This window comes from Pseudomonas syringae, from assembly GCF_002157375.1.
In the GTDB taxonomy this organism is placed as follows: Bacteria; Pseudomonadota; Gammaproteobacteria; order Pseudomonadales; family Pseudomonadaceae; genus Aquipseudomonas; species Aquipseudomonas syringae_T.
Genome location: NZ_MTSA01000003.1, coordinates 170,477 through 187,010, shown reverse-complemented (window position 1 = coordinate 187,010; position 16,534 = coordinate 170,477). Strand labels below are relative to the sequence as shown.

14 protein-coding genes are annotated in these 16,534 nt (G+C 61.2%); 12 read left to right on the top strand and 2 right to left on the bottom strand.

From position 1 onward, the window contains the following. The first annotated feature begins 30 nt into the window (after window positions 1-30). Window positions 31-3,078: a D-2-hydroxyglutarate dehydrogenase YdiJ gene (ydiJ, locus tag BW686_RS04365; RefSeq protein ID WP_084914622.1), complete on the top strand. Its 3,048-nt coding sequence runs from the start codon at window positions 31-33 to the stop codon at window positions 3,076-3,078. A 205-nt stretch (window positions 3,079-3,283) separates the two neighbouring features. On the opposite strand, the gene yghX is transcribed toward ydiJ, so the two are convergent. Then, window positions 3,284-4,171, bottom strand: coding sequence for a YghX family hydrolase (gene yghX / locus BW686_RS04360; RefSeq protein ID WP_084914619.1), 888 nt, complete (start codon window positions 4,169-4,171; stop codon window positions 3,284-3,286). Between the two features lie 414 nt (window positions 4,172-4,585). On the opposite strand from yghX, the gene BW686_RS04355 reads away from it, so the two are divergent. The 11 genes from BW686_RS04355 (at window position 4,586) to BW686_RS04305 (ending at window position 16,145) form a co-directional block, all read left to right on the top strand. Further along, window positions 4,586-5,638, top strand: coding sequence for a GGDEF domain-containing protein (locus BW686_RS04355; protein WP_179149170.1), 1,053 nt, complete (start codon window positions 4,586-4,588; stop codon window positions 5,636-5,638). 110 nt (window positions 5,639-5,748) lie between these two features. Further along, entirely contained in the window at window positions 5,749-6,699 is a 951-nt protein-coding gene (locus tag BW686_RS04350; protein WP_084914617.1) for a LysR family transcriptional regulator, read from the top strand. A 363-nt stretch (window positions 6,700-7,062) separates the two neighbouring features. Then, window positions 7,063-8,523, top strand: coding sequence for an NAD(P)-binding domain-containing protein (locus BW686_RS04345; protein ID WP_084914614.1), 1,461 nt, complete (start codon window positions 7,063-7,065; stop codon window positions 8,521-8,523). Next, complete coding sequence (locus BW686_RS04340) at window positions 8,520-9,494, top strand: ABC transporter permease (RefSeq protein ID WP_084914611.1); 975 nt, start codon at window positions 8,520-8,522, stop codon at window positions 9,492-9,494. Before BW686_RS04345 ends, BW686_RS04340 begins: the two co-directional genes overlap by 4 nt. After that, entirely contained in the window at window positions 9,491-10,411 is a 921-nt protein-coding gene (locus tag BW686_RS04335) for an ABC transporter permease (RefSeq protein WP_084914608.1), read from the top strand. The genes BW686_RS04340 and BW686_RS04335 overlap by 4 nt, the downstream gene beginning before the upstream one ends. Then, window positions 10,408-11,424 carry an ABC transporter ATP-binding protein gene (locus BW686_RS04330; RefSeq protein WP_084914604.1) on the top strand — a complete coding sequence of 339 codons (1,017 nt, stop codon included), beginning with the start codon at window positions 10,408-10,410 and terminating at the stop codon, window positions 11,422-11,424. Before BW686_RS04335 ends, BW686_RS04330 begins: the two co-directional genes overlap by 4 nt. Then, the gene (locus BW686_RS04325) at window positions 11,414-12,427 is read left to right on the top strand and encodes an ABC transporter ATP-binding protein (RefSeq protein WP_084914602.1); all 1,014 of its coding nucleotides are present in this window, start codon (window positions 11,414-11,416) and stop codon (window positions 12,425-12,427) included. The genes BW686_RS04330 and BW686_RS04325 overlap by 11 nt, the downstream gene beginning before the upstream one ends. A 50-nt stretch (window positions 12,428-12,477) precedes the next feature. Further along, window positions 12,478-14,043, top strand: a complete 1,566-nt coding sequence (locus tag BW686_RS04320; RefSeq protein ID WP_084914599.1) for an ABC transporter substrate-binding protein — start codon at window positions 12,478-12,480, stop codon at window positions 14,041-14,043. A gap of 70 nt (window positions 14,044-14,113) precedes the next feature. Further along, window positions 14,114-14,644 (top strand): CMD domain-containing protein, encoded by a 531-nt coding sequence (locus BW686_RS04315; protein WP_084914597.1) that lies wholly within the window; start codon window positions 14,114-14,116, stop codon window positions 14,642-14,644. Beyond that, entirely contained in the window at window positions 14,641-15,228 is a 588-nt protein-coding gene (locus tag BW686_RS04310; RefSeq protein WP_084914595.1) for a peroxidase-related enzyme, read from the top strand. The genes BW686_RS04315 and BW686_RS04310 overlap by 4 nt, the downstream gene beginning before the upstream one ends. A gap of 119 nt (window positions 15,229-15,347) precedes the next feature. Next, window positions 15,348-16,145 carry a phosphodiesterase gene (locus BW686_RS04305; protein WP_084914592.1) on the top strand — a complete coding sequence of 266 codons (798 nt, stop codon included), beginning with the start codon at window positions 15,348-15,350 and terminating at the stop codon, window positions 16,143-16,145. Window positions 16,146-16,190: 45 nt separating this feature from the next. Here BW686_RS04305 and BW686_RS04300 read toward each other — a convergent pair whose 3' ends face one another. Then, the gene (locus tag BW686_RS04300) at window positions 16,191-16,526 is read right to left on the bottom strand and encodes a DMT family transporter (RefSeq protein ID WP_084914590.1); all 336 of its coding nucleotides are present in this window, start codon (window positions 16,524-16,526) and stop codon (window positions 16,191-16,193) included. Between the last annotated feature and the right edge of the window lie 8 nt (window positions 16,527-16,534).

The window sequence follows — 16,534 nt, the reverse complement described above, 5'->3', positions numbered from 1 at the left end:
ATAAAACGCCTAGCCAGCCAGGAAGACCCCATGATCGCGCTGTTGAAACCGACCTCCGAGCAGGCCGGTCACTACGACCGTTTTCTCAATGCCTTGAGTGAAGGTGGCTTTCGCGGCGAAATCGCCAGGGATCACGGTTCGCGCACGGTGCTGGCCACCGACAACTCCATCTATCAGCGCCTGCCACAGGCGGCGGTGTTCCCGATGGACAGCCACGATGTGGCGATTGTTGCCCGTCTGGCTGCGCGGCCCGAGCACAAGGACGTCGTGCTGACCCCGCGTGGCGGCGGCACCGGCACCAATGGCCAGTCACTGACCGATGGGGTGGTTGTCGACCTGTCGCGGCACATGAACACCATCCTCGAAATCAATGTCGAGGAGCGCTGGGTGCGTGTACAGACGGGCGTGGTCAAAGACCAGCTCAACGCCGCGCTCAAACCGCACGGGCTGTTTTTCGCGCCTGAACTGTCGACCTCCAACCGCGCCACCGTGGGCGGCATGATCAATACCGACGCCAGCGGGCAGGGCAGTTGCACCTACGGCAAGACCCGCGGCCATGTGCTGGAACTGACCACCGTTTTGCTCGGTGGTTCGTATGTTCACAGCCAGGCAATGGGCGCCGAGCAACTGGCCAGCGAGCAGGCACGCGTCGACCGGGCCGGTGACGTGTACCGCTGTGCCCAGCAGATTGCCGACACTCAGGCGCAGTTGATAAAAGATGTCTTTCCGCCACTCAATCGCTGCCTGACCGGCTACGACCTGGCGCACCTGCGTGAGGAAGACGGGCGCTTCAACCTCAACAGCGTGCTGTGCGGCTCTGAAGGCTCGCTGGGCTTCATCGTCGAAGCCAGGCTCAATGTGTTGCCGATTCCCAAGCATTCGATCCTGGTCAACGTGCGCTATGCAGGCTTCATGGACGCCTTGCGCGACGCCAAGGCCTTGATGGCGCACAAGCCGCTGTCCATCGAGACCGTGGATTCCAAGGTGCTGATGCTGGCGATGCAGGACATCGTCTGGCACGGCGTGGCCGAGTACTTTCCGCAGGACCCGGCAACACCGACGCTGGGCATCAACCTGATCGAGTTCAGTGGCGATGAGTTGAGCGACGTGGAGCAGCGCGTGCATGCCTTCGTCGGCCATTTGCAGGCAGACACCTCTGTCGTGCGCCTCGGTCATACGCTGGCAATCGGCAGTGCGGCGGTGAATCGGGTCTACGCGATGCGCAAACGCTCGGTGGGATTGCTCGGCAACGTCAAGGGCGAGGCCCGGCCTCAGCCTTTTGTAGAAGACACCGCCGTGCCGCCGGAAAATCTCGCCGATTACATCCAGGAGTTTCGCGCGTTGCTGGACAGCTATGGCCTGCAATACGGCATGTTCGGCCATGTGGATGCCGGCGTGCTGCATGTGCGACCGATTCTGGACATGAAAGACCCGGCGCAGGCAGCGCTGATTCGCCCCATCTCTGACGCCGTTGCGGCGCTCACCAAACGCTATGGCGGCTTGTTGTGGGGCGAGCATGGCAAGGGCCTGCGTTCGCAATACGTTCCCGAGTATTTTGGCGAGCTGTACCCGGCGTTGCAGGCGCTCAAGGCTGCCTGTGACCCCTTCAACCAGCTTAACCCCGGGAAAATCGCCACGCCTGCGACCGTGCCCGACGCGCGCCTGACCCTGGTGGACGAGGTGACGCTGCGCGGCGATCTGGACCGCAAGATTGACGAGCGCGTGTGGCAGAGCTACGACAGCGCGCTGCATTGCAACGGCAATGGGGCCTGTTACAACTACGACACCGACGACGCCATGTGCCCCTCGTGGAAAGCCACCCGCGACCGGATTCACTCGCCCAAAGGCCGGGCGTCGCTGGTGCGTGAGTGGCTGCGCCTGCAAGGCGAGCAGGATGTGAACGTCTTGACCGCCAGTGCCAGGGCGCGCACGGCCAACGTGCTGAAGAGCCTGGCCGAGCGAACGTTCAACAGTGTGGCCAGAGTGGCGGGGCAGAAGGATTTCTCCCACGAAGTGTTTGACGCTATGGCCGGTTGCCTGGCGTGTAAGTCCTGCGCTGGGCAGTGTCCGGTCAAGGTCAACGTGCCCGAATTCCGTTCGCGTTTTCTGGAGCTGTACCACAGCCGCTACCTGCGCCCGGTCAAGGATTACCTGATTGGCTCGCTGGAGTTCAGCATCCCGCACCTGGCACGCTTTCCGAAGCTGTACAACGCGCTCATGGGCGCAAAACCGGTGCGTTACCTGCTTGAACACGTTGCCGGGATGGTCGACAGCCCGTTGCTGAGCCTGATGGATTTCAGAGCCGTGTGCGCCCGCTGGAATGTCGGGATCGCCACGCCGCAGCGGCTGGCCGCGCTGACCGATCAGCAGCGCAAGCGCACGGTGGTGCTGGTGCAGGATGCGTTTACCCGTTATTTCGAAACGCCCGTGGTAGCAGACTGGCTGGAGTTGATTTCGCGTCTGGGGTATCAGGTCTACCTCGCGCCGTTTGCGCCCAATGGCAAGCCGTTGCAGGTGCAGGGCTTTCTCGCTGCGTTTGAAAAGGCCGCCATCGTCAACAGTCAGTCACTGGGCAAACTGGCGGAATACGGCATCCCGCTGATTGGCCTGGACCCGGCCATGACCCTGGTCTATCGCCAGGAATACAGCAAGGCTCTGGGCAGCGAGCACGTGCCGATCGTGATGTTGCCGCAGGAATGGCTGGCGACCGAACTTGAGGCGCAGAGCGACGCTCAGTCAGACGAAACCTATTATTTCCTGCCGCACTGCACTGAAAAGACCAACGAACCGGGCAGTATCGGCCTCTGGCAGACAGCCTTCGCCCGCGCAGGCCTCAAACTGGAGGTGCTGGCAAGCGGCTGCTGTGGCATGTCCGGCACTTATGGGCATGAAACCCGAAACGTAAAAACCAGTGAAACGATCTATCGCCAGTCCTGGCAACCTCTGGTAGCACGCCACGCAGGTGATGGCCGATTGGTCGCCGACGGCTACTCATGCCGCAGCCAGGTCAAACGCCAGGATGGCAAGGTTGTGCAACATCCGTTGCAAGTACTGCTGGAGCGGGTGCGGGCGAGTTAATCAGCACGCGGAGCGCCCAGAACGACATGCGACGCGGAGCGTCGCCCGATGGCTTGAATTATCGTTCCGTACGCTCTGGCGCTCAGCGTATACCCACGTCCGCTTTTGATTCTGGCCGAAGGCCGTGGGCGCGGGCCGGGCGACGCTTCGTTTGTTCGTGAAAGGGTCGGTATGATCGCCGAAGATGCATTTTTAGGATCAGCCCTCACACCAGGTACTTGTTGAACCACCCCAACGTTCGCTCCCAGGCCAGTTTGGCGGCAACTTCGTCGTAGCGCGGGGTGGAGTCGTTGTGAAAGCCGTGGTTGGCACCCGGATAGATGTAGGTCTCATACGTCGTGCCGGCCGCTTTCAAGGCTTTTTCATAAGCGGGCCAGCCTTCGTTGATGCGCGTGTCCAGTTCGCCGTAGTGAATCATCACCGGTGCCTTGATCTTCGCCACGTCTTTGGCGTCAGGCTGACGCCCGTAGAACGAGACCGCCGCGCCCAGCTCCGGGTACGCAACCGCCGCAGCGTTAGCCACGCCGCCGCCGTAGCAAAAACCGGTGATTCCGACCTTGCCGGTGGTTGCATCATGTTTCATCAGCCACTCGACGGCAGCGAAGAAGTCGTTCATGAGCTTTTCCGGGTCCACTTTCTGTTGCAGCTCTCGGCCCTTGTCGTCATTGCCCGGGTAACCACCGACCGATGAGAGTCCGTCAGGCGCCAAGGCGATGAACCCGGCTTTGGCCACGCGGCGGGCGACATCTTCGATATAAGGGTTCAAACCGCGATTCTCGTGCGCCACCACAACGGCAGGCACTTTGCCGGTGGCTTTGGCCGGACGCACCAGGTAGCCGCGCACCTGACCATGCCCCTTGGGCGAGGGGTAGGACACGTACTCGGCAATGATGTCCGGGTCAGTGAACTCGATCTGTGTGGCCATCGCGTAATTCGGGCTGAGGGAGGCAAGCAGCGCGCCTGCGGTCAGGCCGCCCAACGAGAACAGCGCTGCACGGTCAAGAAACTCGCGCCGGTTGATCTTGCCGTGTGCGTAGTAGTCGTACAGCTCAAGCAGTTCAGGCGCAAAGTCTTTCGCGGTGAGACGTTCCATCGGTGCGTTCCTTTTGAGTCATTCAGGACTGCCCGCGTCTTGACGGGCCACAGGCATGCGCGATCAACGCAATGCCGTTGCCGATAGTATTTCCAGGAACCCGGGATCGCTACTGCCAATTGACGAACAGCTGCGGCCTTTGCGATCTGGTCTGCGAATTTAAAAAGGGGGTCGAGATTGCACTACCTGCCCTAAGTGATGTCCATTTGACACCTCCCTGCACGCCGCGACGCTTGATTGCGCGCCTGCAGGTACACTTTATTGTCGAGCCGCCGTATCCAGCGTGATCGGTTCAGGCCGACAATAGATCATGATCTCGACCTGGGCTTTGCACGAACAGTGGCTGCGCTCGCCGATTTTTCGTACAGACCCGCTATTCATGCTCATATTCCACCTGCATTTCGAGATAACGTGATGATGACTCTTCCAGCGGAAGACCGCGCCCAGCTGTTCAAGGACACAGCTATCCAGTTCTGGAAACACATCACGATCGTTTACGTCGCGCTGAGCATTCACTGTGTGCTGCTGGTAGTGTTCATTGGCCTGGGCATGCAGGTCATGTGGATAGCAAACATTGTCAGCACGCTGATCTATGTCAATTGCCTTTACCTGATCCGCCGGCAGCGTTACCGCCAGGCCGGGCAATTGATGTCCCTGGAGATCATCGGTCATGCGCTGCTCGCGACATGGGAACTGGGGTGGGAAAGCAACTTCAGCTTTTACCTGTTTTGCGTGATCCCGATCATCGCCTTTACCTTTCAACTGGTCCCGGTCAGGCGTATCGGCTATAGCCTGGCGATCCTCCTGTCGCTGGTCGGATGCTTCACCTTTCGCCGCTACATGGGACAAGGCTACGGCTTGGGCCAGGGCGTGCTGGACGCGTTCGGCATTATCAACATACTGACGGCGACCATCTTGTCGATTTATGCCACCGCTTTGTCAGTACGCTTCACATCGTCGATGCAGCTGAGCCTGTTTCATATTGCCAATCGTGACAGCCTGACCAACCTCTACACCCGCAGGCGGGTGCTGCAACGCGTGCGGGAACTGGAGGGAAGACGTCTGGGGTTGTCTGCTTCTCTGGTCCTGCTGGACATCGATCATTTCAAACAGATCAATGATCGTCACGGGCACGAGACCGGAGACGCTGTGCTCCAGCGTGTGGCTGAAGTCATCAGTACCAGCGTGCGCGGCAGTGACATCGCCGCGCGCTGGGGCGGTGAGGAGTTTCTGGTGTTGATGCCGGACACCAGGCCGGAAGACGCGCTGAGGGTGGCGGAACGTATCTGGCAGCGCATCAGTGAAGAGGCCGGCCGGATCGAAAAGCGCGAAATTCCGGTTACCGCGACCCTGGCGGTGGCCACGCTCGCCACAGGAGAGACGTTTCAGGTCACACTCAACCGCGCAGACACCTCGCTCTACATGGGCAAGCAGCAAGGGCGAAATCGGGTCATGGTTGCCGGGTGAGCAGCGAATTCACTGCACACGCCGCCAGCGTGTAGACTTTCGCGCTTCGAATCGGGGAGTCTTGCGTTGCGGGCTGCCCCTAAAGTCTGTGTGTTGATCAAGGCGTACTTATGGATTTGCGTCAGCTTGAAGCCTTCGCGGCGGTCATGTCGGCGGGCAGTGTCACCGCCGCCGGAAAAATGCTTGGCCGCTCTCAGCCATCGGTCACCCGGGCCATTCAGGAGCTTGAACTGGAGCTGGGCTTCTCGCTTTTCGAACGCAGCGGCCCCAAGGTCACGCCTACCCACAAAGCCTTCATGATGTATGGCGAGGTGGAAAGCGCGTTGCTGGGTGTCCGCAATATCCGTCAGCGCGCGCAGCACATTGCGCAGGAAGAAAACCATCAGATCAAACTGGTGGCGATCTCGGCCCTGGCTGCCGGGCTGCTGCCCACCGCGTTGTCCCGGCTGTCCGAGGCCCTGCGTCCGCAACAGATCCAGTTGCAAAGCATGTCGCCGGAGAATGTGGTTCAGGCGGTGCTGTCGAAAACAATGGACCTGGGCGCGGTGAGCCTGCCGCTGGAGCACCGCGGTCTGGAGATTCACTGGATCGGCGAAGCGCCGTGTGTGGCGGTCTTGCCCGCTGACTCTGACCTGGCCGCTCATGACGTTTTGTCGATGGAGCTGCTGCGGCAACAGACGCTGATCACCATGGCCAACCCTTACCGTTTTCGCAGGCGCATCGACAAGGCCTTTCACGACGCCGGAGGCGAGCCGCCGCGCATGCTCGACACCAATACCTCGCTGATTGCCATGCAGATGGCCAGGGTCGGGCTGGGCATTGCGCTGGTCGACCCGTTCACTGCGATGGGCGTACCGCTGAAGGGTGTCGTGGTCAGGCCGATTGCCTGCTCCATTCCGTTCTTCTTCGGCCTTATCTCAGCGTTCGCCAACCCGCTGTCTGACGTCGCGCGTGCGTTGGTCGACGAGATTGCCATTTCTGCCAGGATCCTGTTGCCGGAGATGATCATGCACGAAGCCAGTGCTCACGATGCGCTGTTGCAGAGCATCTACGCCGAGTGATCGAACGGTGCAGGCAGCGTTGAGGCCTGTCATCGCGCAAGGCTGAAGATTTCGTGGCGCAGAGCGTCACGAACGCGCGTCAGTCCTGACTCTTCTCGTTCCCCGCGCCCCAGTGTGGGAGCGCCCCCGTGTTTCTCTGCGCCACAAATCCCCGCCACTCAACGCTCCAGACCCTCCTTAAATTCCATTCAGGAATATCAATATGCTTTTTTGCGTGTTGCGAGAATAAAAAGCGGCTTTTACTATTCGTATTAAGCATTCAAAGGCATCAAGAATTCATTTTTTGTTGATGTGGAACAGTTTTTGAATTGATTTGAGTCAACGCCCGTGCTTCGGGCCTGTACATTTTCCGAGTACCGATCAATGTCTGATGTAAACGCCCCCGCAGGTCTCGCGGCACTGGAAGCTCGCTTGCAACAGGACCTGACCTGGCTGGACCTGCCTGCCAAGCCGTGGGTCAAACCCCGGATCAGCGCCGGGCTGGCGGTGCTTGACGTGGCGATCATTGGGGGCGGCATGGCCGGTCTGGCGCTCGCGGCCGAGCTGCGGCATCTCGGCGTGGCGGCGGTGATTTTCGATCAGTCTCCGGCGGGCTTCGAAGGCCCTTGGGCGACCACGGCGCGCATGGAAACGCTGCGCTCGCCAAAGCAACTGACCGGACCGGCGCTGGGTTTGCCGGCGCTGACCTTTCGCGCCTGGTATGAAGCGCAATTCGGTGCCGATGGCTGGGCCGCGCTGGACAAGATTCCGCGCCTGCAATGGGCCGAATACCTGCGCTGGTATCGCAAGGTGCTGGCGCTGGATGTGCGTAACGAACACCGCGTGAGCCGGGTCGCACCAAGAGCAGACGGGCTGATCGAGCTGGATGTCATGACGCCTGTGCAGACGCATTTCCTGCTGGCCCGGCATGTCGTGCTCGCGACAGGGCGAGACGGGCTGGGCGGGCCGTGGGTGCCGGATTTCGCCCGGCAACTGCCGAAGCATCTGTGGACACACTCGGCGTCCGGTTTGCAGGATGAATGGTTCGAAGGCAAACGCGTTGCGGTCATCGGCGGCGGCGCGTCGGCGATGGACAGCGCCGCGACTGCACTGGAAGCAGGCGCGACACGGGTTGACCTGTTGATCCGCCGCGCCGAGCTGCCCCGGATCAACAAGGGCAAGGGCGTTGGCAATCCGGGCATGGTCCACGGTTACTGGCGCCTGCCGGATGTCTGGAAGTGGCGCATTCGCCATTACCTCAACACGCAGCAAGTGCCGCCGCCGCGCGGCAGCACGCTCAGGGTCTCGAACTCGGGCAGGGCGCGTTTTCTGCTCGACAATCCGGTGCGCTCTGCCGAAGTCAGTCCGGCAGGCGGGGTATGGTTGCAGACATCCAAGGCGCGCATCGAGGCGGACTTCGTGGTGTTCGCCACCGGTTTCCGGACAGATTTCGAGCAGCGTCCCGAATTCGCACCGTTCTCGTCGCAGATTCGTGTCTGGCAAGACCGTTTTGAGGCGCCGGCTGGCGAGGCCGACGCGGAGCTGGCAGTACTGCCTGATCTGGGCAGTTGTTTCGAGTTTCAGGAAAAGACCCCAGGCAGTTGTCCGGGGCTGAATCATATTCACTGTTTCAGCTACCCGGCAGCACTGAGCTACGGCGCGGTATCCGGCGACATTCCGGCCATCAGCGAAGGCTCCAAACGTCTGGCCCACGCGCTGGTCGGGCTGCTGTTCAACGACGACATCGCCCTGCATTTCGAATCCATGCGCGAGTATGCCGAGCCAGAACTGCTGGGCGATGAGTGGGTGGCCAGCGAGCCGACCGCCGACGAGTCACGTCCATGATCGGCTGGGCCCTGCGCCGACTCACCCAGTCGTTGCTGGTCATCGTGTTGATGACGCTGGTGGTGTTCGTCGGCCTCAACGCCATCGGCAACCCGATGGACATTCTGGTTGGCGAAGACCTCAATCAGGCCGAACGCTTGCAGGCCATCGCCCATCTGGGGCTGGACAAACCGCTGTGGCAGCAGTACCTGATCTTTCTCAAGGGCGCTGTCCACGGCAATCTGGGGCAGAGCTTCGTTTACCACGAAGACGCCATGCGCCTGATCCTGCAACGGCTACCCGCCACCTTCGAGCTGGCGTTCAGCGCGCTGTTTCTGGCTGTGGTGATCGGCGTGCCACTGGGCATGTTCGCCGGTCTTTATCCGGATCACCCGCTGTCCCGACTGATGATGGCCGCCAGTATTGTCGGTTTTTCACTGCCTGCGTTCTGGGTCGCGCTGATGATGATCATGCTGTTCTCGATCACACTCGGCTGGCTGCCGGCCAGCGGCCGTGGCGAGACCCGGGAATGGCTCGGTGTGCAGTGGTCGTGGCTGACGCTGGACGGGTTGCAGCACTTGCTGTTGCCCGCGCTGAACCTGGCGCTGTTCAAGATTTCGCTGGTGCTGCGCCTGACCCGAGCAGGCGTGCGCGAGGTGCTGCCGCAAGAATTCGTCAAGTTTGCCCGCGCCAAAGGCCTGTCGCCGATGCGTGTGATGTGCATGCACGTCATGCGCAACACCTTGATCCCGGTCGTGACCGTGCTGGCGATGGAGCTGGGTTCGACCATCGCCTACGCCGTGGTGACTGAAAGCATTTTTGCCTGGCCCGGCGCCGGCAAGCTGATTCTCGACAGCATCAACATGCTTGATCGCCCGGTGGTGGTCGCCTATCTGATGGTGGTTGTGGTGATTTTTGTGGTGCTCAACCTGATTGTCGATGGCTTGTACTACTGGCTGGACCCCCGCGTGCGTATCGAGGCCTCCCGATGAATGTCACTGAAAAAGCCTTGCCTGCCAGCACGCCGTTGCAGGCCCAGTCGCCGTGGCGTCGGGTGGCGGTCGAGTTCATGAGTTCCGGCACGGCGGTGGTCGGTCTGCTGCTGTTGGTGATCATTGTGCTAGTGGCAGCGTTGGCACCGTGGATCGTGGTGCAGAACCCCTACGACCTGATGCAGCTCAACGTCATGGATGCGCGGATGCCGCCCGGCAGCCTCAATATGGACAGCGGTTACACCTATTGGCTGGGCACTGACGGGCAGGGCCGTGATCTGGTGTCGGCGATTATCTATGGCTTGCGCATCAGCCTGTGGGTCGGTATCGGCTCGGCATTGATCGCGGCGGTGATCGGCACGTTGCTGGGGCTGGTGTCGGCGTATGTCGGCGGCTGGGTCGACGCCTTGCTGATGCGTCTGGTCGACCTGCTGCTGTCGTTCCCGGTGATTCTGATGGCGCTGATGATTCTGGCCTGGCTGGGCAAAGGGGTCGGCAATGTGATGCTCACCCTGATCCTGCTCGAATGGGCCTATTACGCGCGCACTGCTCGCGGTCAGGCGCTGACTGAAAGCCGTCGCGAATACGTCGATGCCGCGCGCGGGCAGGGCGTTGGCCCGTGGCGTCTGGTGATCGGCCACATCCTGCCCAACTGCCTGCCGCCATTGATCGTGATCGGGGCCTTGCAGATCGCCCGCGCCATCACGCTGGAAGCGACGCTGTCGTTCCTTGGCCTGGGTGTGCCGGTTACCGAGCCGTCGCTGGGGCTGCTGATCGCCAACGGCTTTCAGTACATGCTCAGCAATGAATACTGGATCAGCCTGTTTCCGGGGCTGGCCCTGCTGATCACCATTGTTGCGATCAATCTGGTAGGCGACCGTCTACGCGATGTCCTGAACCCGAGGTTGCAGCGATGAGCCTGCCTGAAGTGCCGTCCGTGCCGGTCGCCGTCGAGCAGCCGACCCTCGATGTTCGCGATCTGTGTACCTCCTTTCATACCCGCGCCGGTGTACTGCCTGCGGTGCGCAACGTGTCGTTGCGTGTGCAGCCGGGCCGTATCCTGGGGCTGGTGGGGGAGTCTGGGTCGGGCAAGTCGGTGACCGGCTTCTCGATTCTCGGTCTGGTGGACGAACCAGGACGGATCAGCGGCGGCCAGGTGCTGTTCAAGGGCCGTGACCTGACCCGGCTCTCGACCGCGCAACTGCGTGAAATCCAGGGCAACCGGGTAGCAATGATTTTTCAGGACCCGATGATGACCCTCAACCCGGTGTTGCGCGTCGATACGCAAATGATCGAAGCCGTGCGCGCACACAGCCCGCTCGGTAAGCGTGAAGCCCGCGAACAGGCCAGTCGTACGCTCGCGCTGATGGGCATCCCCAGCCCCGAAGAGCGCCTGCGTGCTTACCCGCATCAGTTGTCCGGCGGCATGCGCCAGCGGGTCGCGATTGCCATCGCGCTGCTGCACGCCCCGGACCTGATCATTGCCGACGAGCCGACCACCGCGCTGGACGTGACCATTCAGGCGCAGATTCTCAGTGAAGTGCAGAAGCTGGTGCGCGAGCAGGGCACGTCACTGATCTGGATTACCCATGACCTGTCGGTGGTGGCCGGTCTGGCTGACGACGTGGCGGTGATGTACGCCGGGCGGATCGTAGAACAGGGCTCGGTCGCTGACGTGCTGGACCGTCCGCAACACCCTTACACACAGGGGCTGATCGACAGTTTGCCCAGCCGTAACAAGCGTGGTCAGCGCTTGCGGCAGATCCCCGGCATGGCGCCGGACCTGCTGTCGATGCCTGCCGGCTGTGCGTTTGCCGCGCGCTGCTCCAGAGCGTCTGAGGTGTGCGCGCAAGACCCCGAACCACGCGAAATTCTGCCGGGCCACACGGTTCGCTGCTTTCACCCAGGAGCTGCCGCCGATGTCCAGTGAACAGATCCCCCTGATCGAGTTGCAACAGGTCAGCAAGACGTTTGGCAAACCGGTGGACGAGCACTCGTTGCAAGGGCTGTTGCAGCGCCTGCACCTGACACGCCCCAAGCCGGTGACGCATGCGGTGGATCGGGTTGATCTGCGCATCGTTCGTGGCGAAGTGGTCGGTCTGGTGGGTGAGTCGGGCTGCGGTAAATCGACCCTGGGGCGCATGGTTGCCGGGCTGTTGCCGGTGTCTTCCGGCAGCGCATGGGTGGACGGCAAGCCTCTCGACAGCCTGACCACACAGGAGCGCAAGGCGTTGCGCCTCAAAGTGCAGATGATCTTTCAGGACCCGTCGTCGAGCCTCAACCCGCGTTTGCGGGTCGACCGTATCGTCGGCGAAGGCGCGCTGCTGCATGGCCTGACCGACCGCAAAGGTGCCGATGACTATGTCAGTGCTCAATTGCAGCGTGCCGGGCTCAGCCCGCAGTTACGGCAGCGCTACCCGCATCAGTTCAGCGGCGGCCAACGCCAGCGTATCGGCATCGCCCGCGCGCTGGCGGTACAGCCAGAATTGCTGGTCTGCGACGAATCGGTGGCAGCGCTGGATGTGTCGATTCAGGCGCAGATCCTCAACCTGTTCATGGACCTGCGCGATGAGCTGGGCCTGACCTATCTGTTCATCAGCCATGACCTGGGGGTGGTCGAACACCTCTGTGATCGTGTGGTGGTGATGTACCTGGGGCGGGTGGTCGAGACCGCCTCGGTCGATGACCTGTTTGCACGGGCCAACCACCCGTACACCCAGGCGCTGTTGGCGCAGATCCCGCGTTTCGATATTCGCAGTACCCGATATGACGCGATCAAAGGGGAAATCCCCAGCCCGCTGAACCCGCCTGCCGGGTGTCATTTCCACCCTCGTTGTCCGCACGCCATGCCGCGCTGCCGCGAGGAAGTTCCAGCGCTGAGGGAGGTTTCGCCGAACCACCTGAGTGCGTGCCATTTGAATGATCAACGCTGAACGAGCCCCCGAGGCTCGTCACTCTCTGCCATTGCGTACAAGGAATCACCATGAAACCACTCGTTCGTTCGTTACTGGCCTCGGCGTTCGTGCTGGCCGCCGGCGGTGTTTCGGCACAGGACCTGCGTATCGGTTACGCCGACCCGGTCTCGTCTCTCGACCCCCAGCTGAATAACTATGCGGGCGACCGCTCGGTGGCCCTGCATGCCTTTGAATCACTGGTCAGCCGTCGCGACGACAAGACCCTGCCGGGCCTCGCGAAAAGCTGGAAAGTCGTTGATGACACGACGTGGGAGTTTGCCCTGCGTGATGACGTGAAATGGCAGGACGGGACGCCGCTGAAGGCCGACGATCTGGTGTTTTCGTTCGAGCGTGCGCGCAGCGTGCCCGGCAGCGTTGCGTCTTACGCGGGGGCCATGCGCACCGTCGAATCAGTCAAGGCCAAGGATGATCACACGCTGATCATCAAAACCCGCCAGCCCAACGCCAACCTGCTGCCGGACGTGGATTCGATCTACATCGTCAGCCGTCACGCGGGCGCCACCGCCAGCAGCGCCGATTACAACTCGGGCAAGGCGATGATCGGCACCGGGCCTTATCGCTTTGTGTCCTATGTGCCGGGCGACCGCACGATCTTTGCCCGTAACGACAGCTACTGGGGCGCAAAGCCGACCTGGGACAAGGTGGATTTCCGCTTTATTGCCAACGCTGCGAACCGCACGGCAGCGTTGCTGGCGGGCGACGTGGACGTGATCGACAAGGTATCGCCTACCGATGTGGAACGCCTGCGTAAAACACCAGGTGTGAATGTGTTCGCCTACCAGGGCTTGCGTGCGCTGATCATTCAGCCGAGCTTCCGCGCCGGTCCGAACGCGTTCATTCGTGACAATGCAGGCAAGCCACTGGCCGAGAACCCGTTGCTGGATGTGCGGGTGCGCAAGGCGTTGTCTCTGGCGATCAACCGCCCGGCCATCGACGAACGCATCATGCAGGGCACGGTCACCGAGGCCAACCAGTGGATGCCGGCCAACACCTTCGGGTACAACCCTGAGATCAAGAACATCCCGTATGACGTGAAACAGGCCAAGGACCTGCTGGCGCAGGCCGGTTTTCCTGAAGGTTTTCAATTGACTGTTCACGTACCGGGTGATCGTTACCCGCAAGCACCGGAAGTGATGCAGGCCGTGGCGCAGTTCTGGACGCGAATCGGCGTCAAGGTGCAGCTGGAAGTGCTGCCGTGGGCGGTCTACGCGGGCAAGGCGAACAAGAACGAACTGGCTATCAGTGTGATCGCCTGGGGTAATGGCACAGGCGAAGCGGCCTATGCGCTGACCAACATCCTGACCACGGTCGACAGCAGCAAAGGGCAGGGCGCGTCCAATTGGGGGCATTACAGCAACCCGCTGGTGGACAAGGCGCTGGCCGATTCAACCGCTGAGTTCGACGAAGCCAGACGCCGCACGATTCTTCAGGACTCGGTCAAGGTGGTCAGTGACGACGTTGGCATCATTCCGCTGTTTCATTACCAGAACATCTGGGCCGCGCGCAAAGGCCTGAAAGTCGAGCCGCTGGTCAGCGACCGTACTGCGGCGACCATGGTCACCGAACAGCCGTGATTTTCCCTCGTTCGCGCACTGCAGATGACCGCGACGGCGCGAACGCCACCCCAGCCTTGCAGGATATTTCATGACATCGACTGCTGAACACCCGACCACGCCGGACTTGCTCGATGATCTGCTGGCCATCGAGCCTGGCAGTTCTTTGCACACCGTGCGCCATGCGCGAGACAAGGTGGCGTCAGCGACCCAAGGCAGCCAGGCGCTTTTTTTCGATCCGGCGCTCGACAATGACCTGTCATTGAGTGAGCGGCTGTGGGTGGCGTACTACGCAACACGGCTCAGCGCACAGTCCACCCTGAGTGCGCATTATCTGGCGCAGTTGGAGGATGCAGGTGTTGAGTCTGCCGCGCTGGCCCACGTGAATGCCGGTCATATAGAGCGCATGGAAGACCCGCGCCTGGCTGCGATTCTGCACTTCACCCGCACCTTGATCGAATCCCCGGTGCATGGCGATCAGCGTGCCTTGCAGGCATTGCAGCAACAAGGCCTCGCCACGGCTGAAATCGTGGTCCTGGCGCAACTGATTGCCTTTCTGTCCTATCAGGTACGTCTGGCCGCCGGGCTGACGGCCCTGAAATCTGCCGGAGCAACCCAATGAGTGAGCTCATCCAGATCGAAGGGTTTACCAATCAGGTGCTGGGCTGGAAAGCCTGGTTGCCCACGGTGCAACTCGACGACGCCACCCCCGAACAGATCGCTGTGCTTGAAGAGAGTCATCCGCAGGCCAAGACCTCGGATTATTACCTGACCCTGGCGCATCACCCGGACATCCTTCGTCAGCGTTCTCAGGCTTTCAACGCCATCATGTATGCATCGGGCGGTCTGTCTCGTGCCGAGCGGGAACTGGCCAGCACGGTGGTCTCGCGGATCAATCGCTGCGTGTATTGCGCGTCGGTACACGCACAGCGTTTCGAGCAACTGGCCAAACGCAATGACGTGATTGCCCAGGTGTTCGCCGACCCGCAAACAGCGGGCACCACGGCGCGGGAAAAAGCCATTGTGCAGTTCGCCATCGACCTGACCCTTGAGCCGGCGGCGCTCGATGCCGGGCACATTCAGGCGTTGCGCGAGCAGGGGCTGGATGACGCACAGGTGCTCGACCTGATTCACGCCATTTCGATCTTCGCCTGGGCCAACCGGCTGATGCTGAACCTCGGGGAACCGGTCTTTCCCGAGGCATGACGTGCATTGTCTCAGGCGGTACATCGTTGGAGTGCCGGGGCTGGCCCGCTCGTTGCAAGAGTCGTTGAAACAGTGGTTGCGCCACGAACAGGCAACTTGATCACGACTGAGGTAATGGAATGCTGATTGCGCAAATATCCGACACGCACGTACGTCCACGAGGGCAGCTGTATCAAGGCGTCGTGGATTCGAACGCCATGCTGGCGGCTGCCGTCGATACGATAAACGCACTCGACCCGCCACCGGATCTGATCCTGTTCAGCGGTGATCTGGTGGATGAAGGGCGTCCGGAAGAGTATGCAATGGCCCGCGAGTTACTGGCACCATTGCGTCAAAAACTGCTGATGATTCCCGGTAACCACGATCATCGGCAGAACCTGCGCGACGCCTTTCCCGAGCACGATTACTTCATGGAGGAAGACACGTGTAACTTCGTGCATTCAGGTGCGGCTCCCGTGCGCATCATCGGGCTGGATATCAGCGTGCCCGAACAGCATCACGGCGACATGACCGATCGGGCGAGCCAGTGGCTGGATGAAACACTGGCACTGGAGCCTGACAAACCGACGCTGATCATGATGCACCAGCCGCCCTTTCCAAGCGGTATCACCTGCATCGACGCCTACCGCTGCGAGCGAGGCGAGCGGCTGGCCGAGGTGGTGTCGCGATACCCGGCGGTGGAGCGGATTGTCTGCGGGCACATTCACCGCTTCATGCAGCTTCGTTTTGGCGGAACGCTGATGTGTACGGCACCGAGTACTACCACGGCCATTGCCTTGCAACTTCGACCCGGTGCCAGCGACGCCTCGTACATCGAGCCGCCTGCATTGTTGCTGCATCACTGGAAACGCGACACGGGCCTCATTACCCACTGGGTGCCGATCGGCACGTTTGACGGGCCTTTCGCCTTCGCCTGAACCAGGGCTTTCTCAACCACCTACAGGCCTGACCGCGCAACGCTTTCAGGCCGTTTGCTCCTTGGCCAGGTTGACCAACACGATACCGGCAATGATCAAACTGATACCTGCGACAGACATCAGCGTGGGCACCTGTTGATAGCGAAACGCGGCAATCACAGTGATCAGCGTGATTCCGAGACCTGACCACATGGATGTGATCAAAGACATCGGCAAGTCCCGTTGCGCGTACCCCAGGCAGAGAATGCCAACCCCGTAACCCACGATTGACGTGATGACCGGCAGCCATCGGGTGAAGCCGTTGCTTTCTTTCAGCGCGATGGTTGCCACTGTTTCAGCAGCGATGCCAGCGAACAGGAACAGGTAGGCTTTGAAGAGCATAAGGGCAG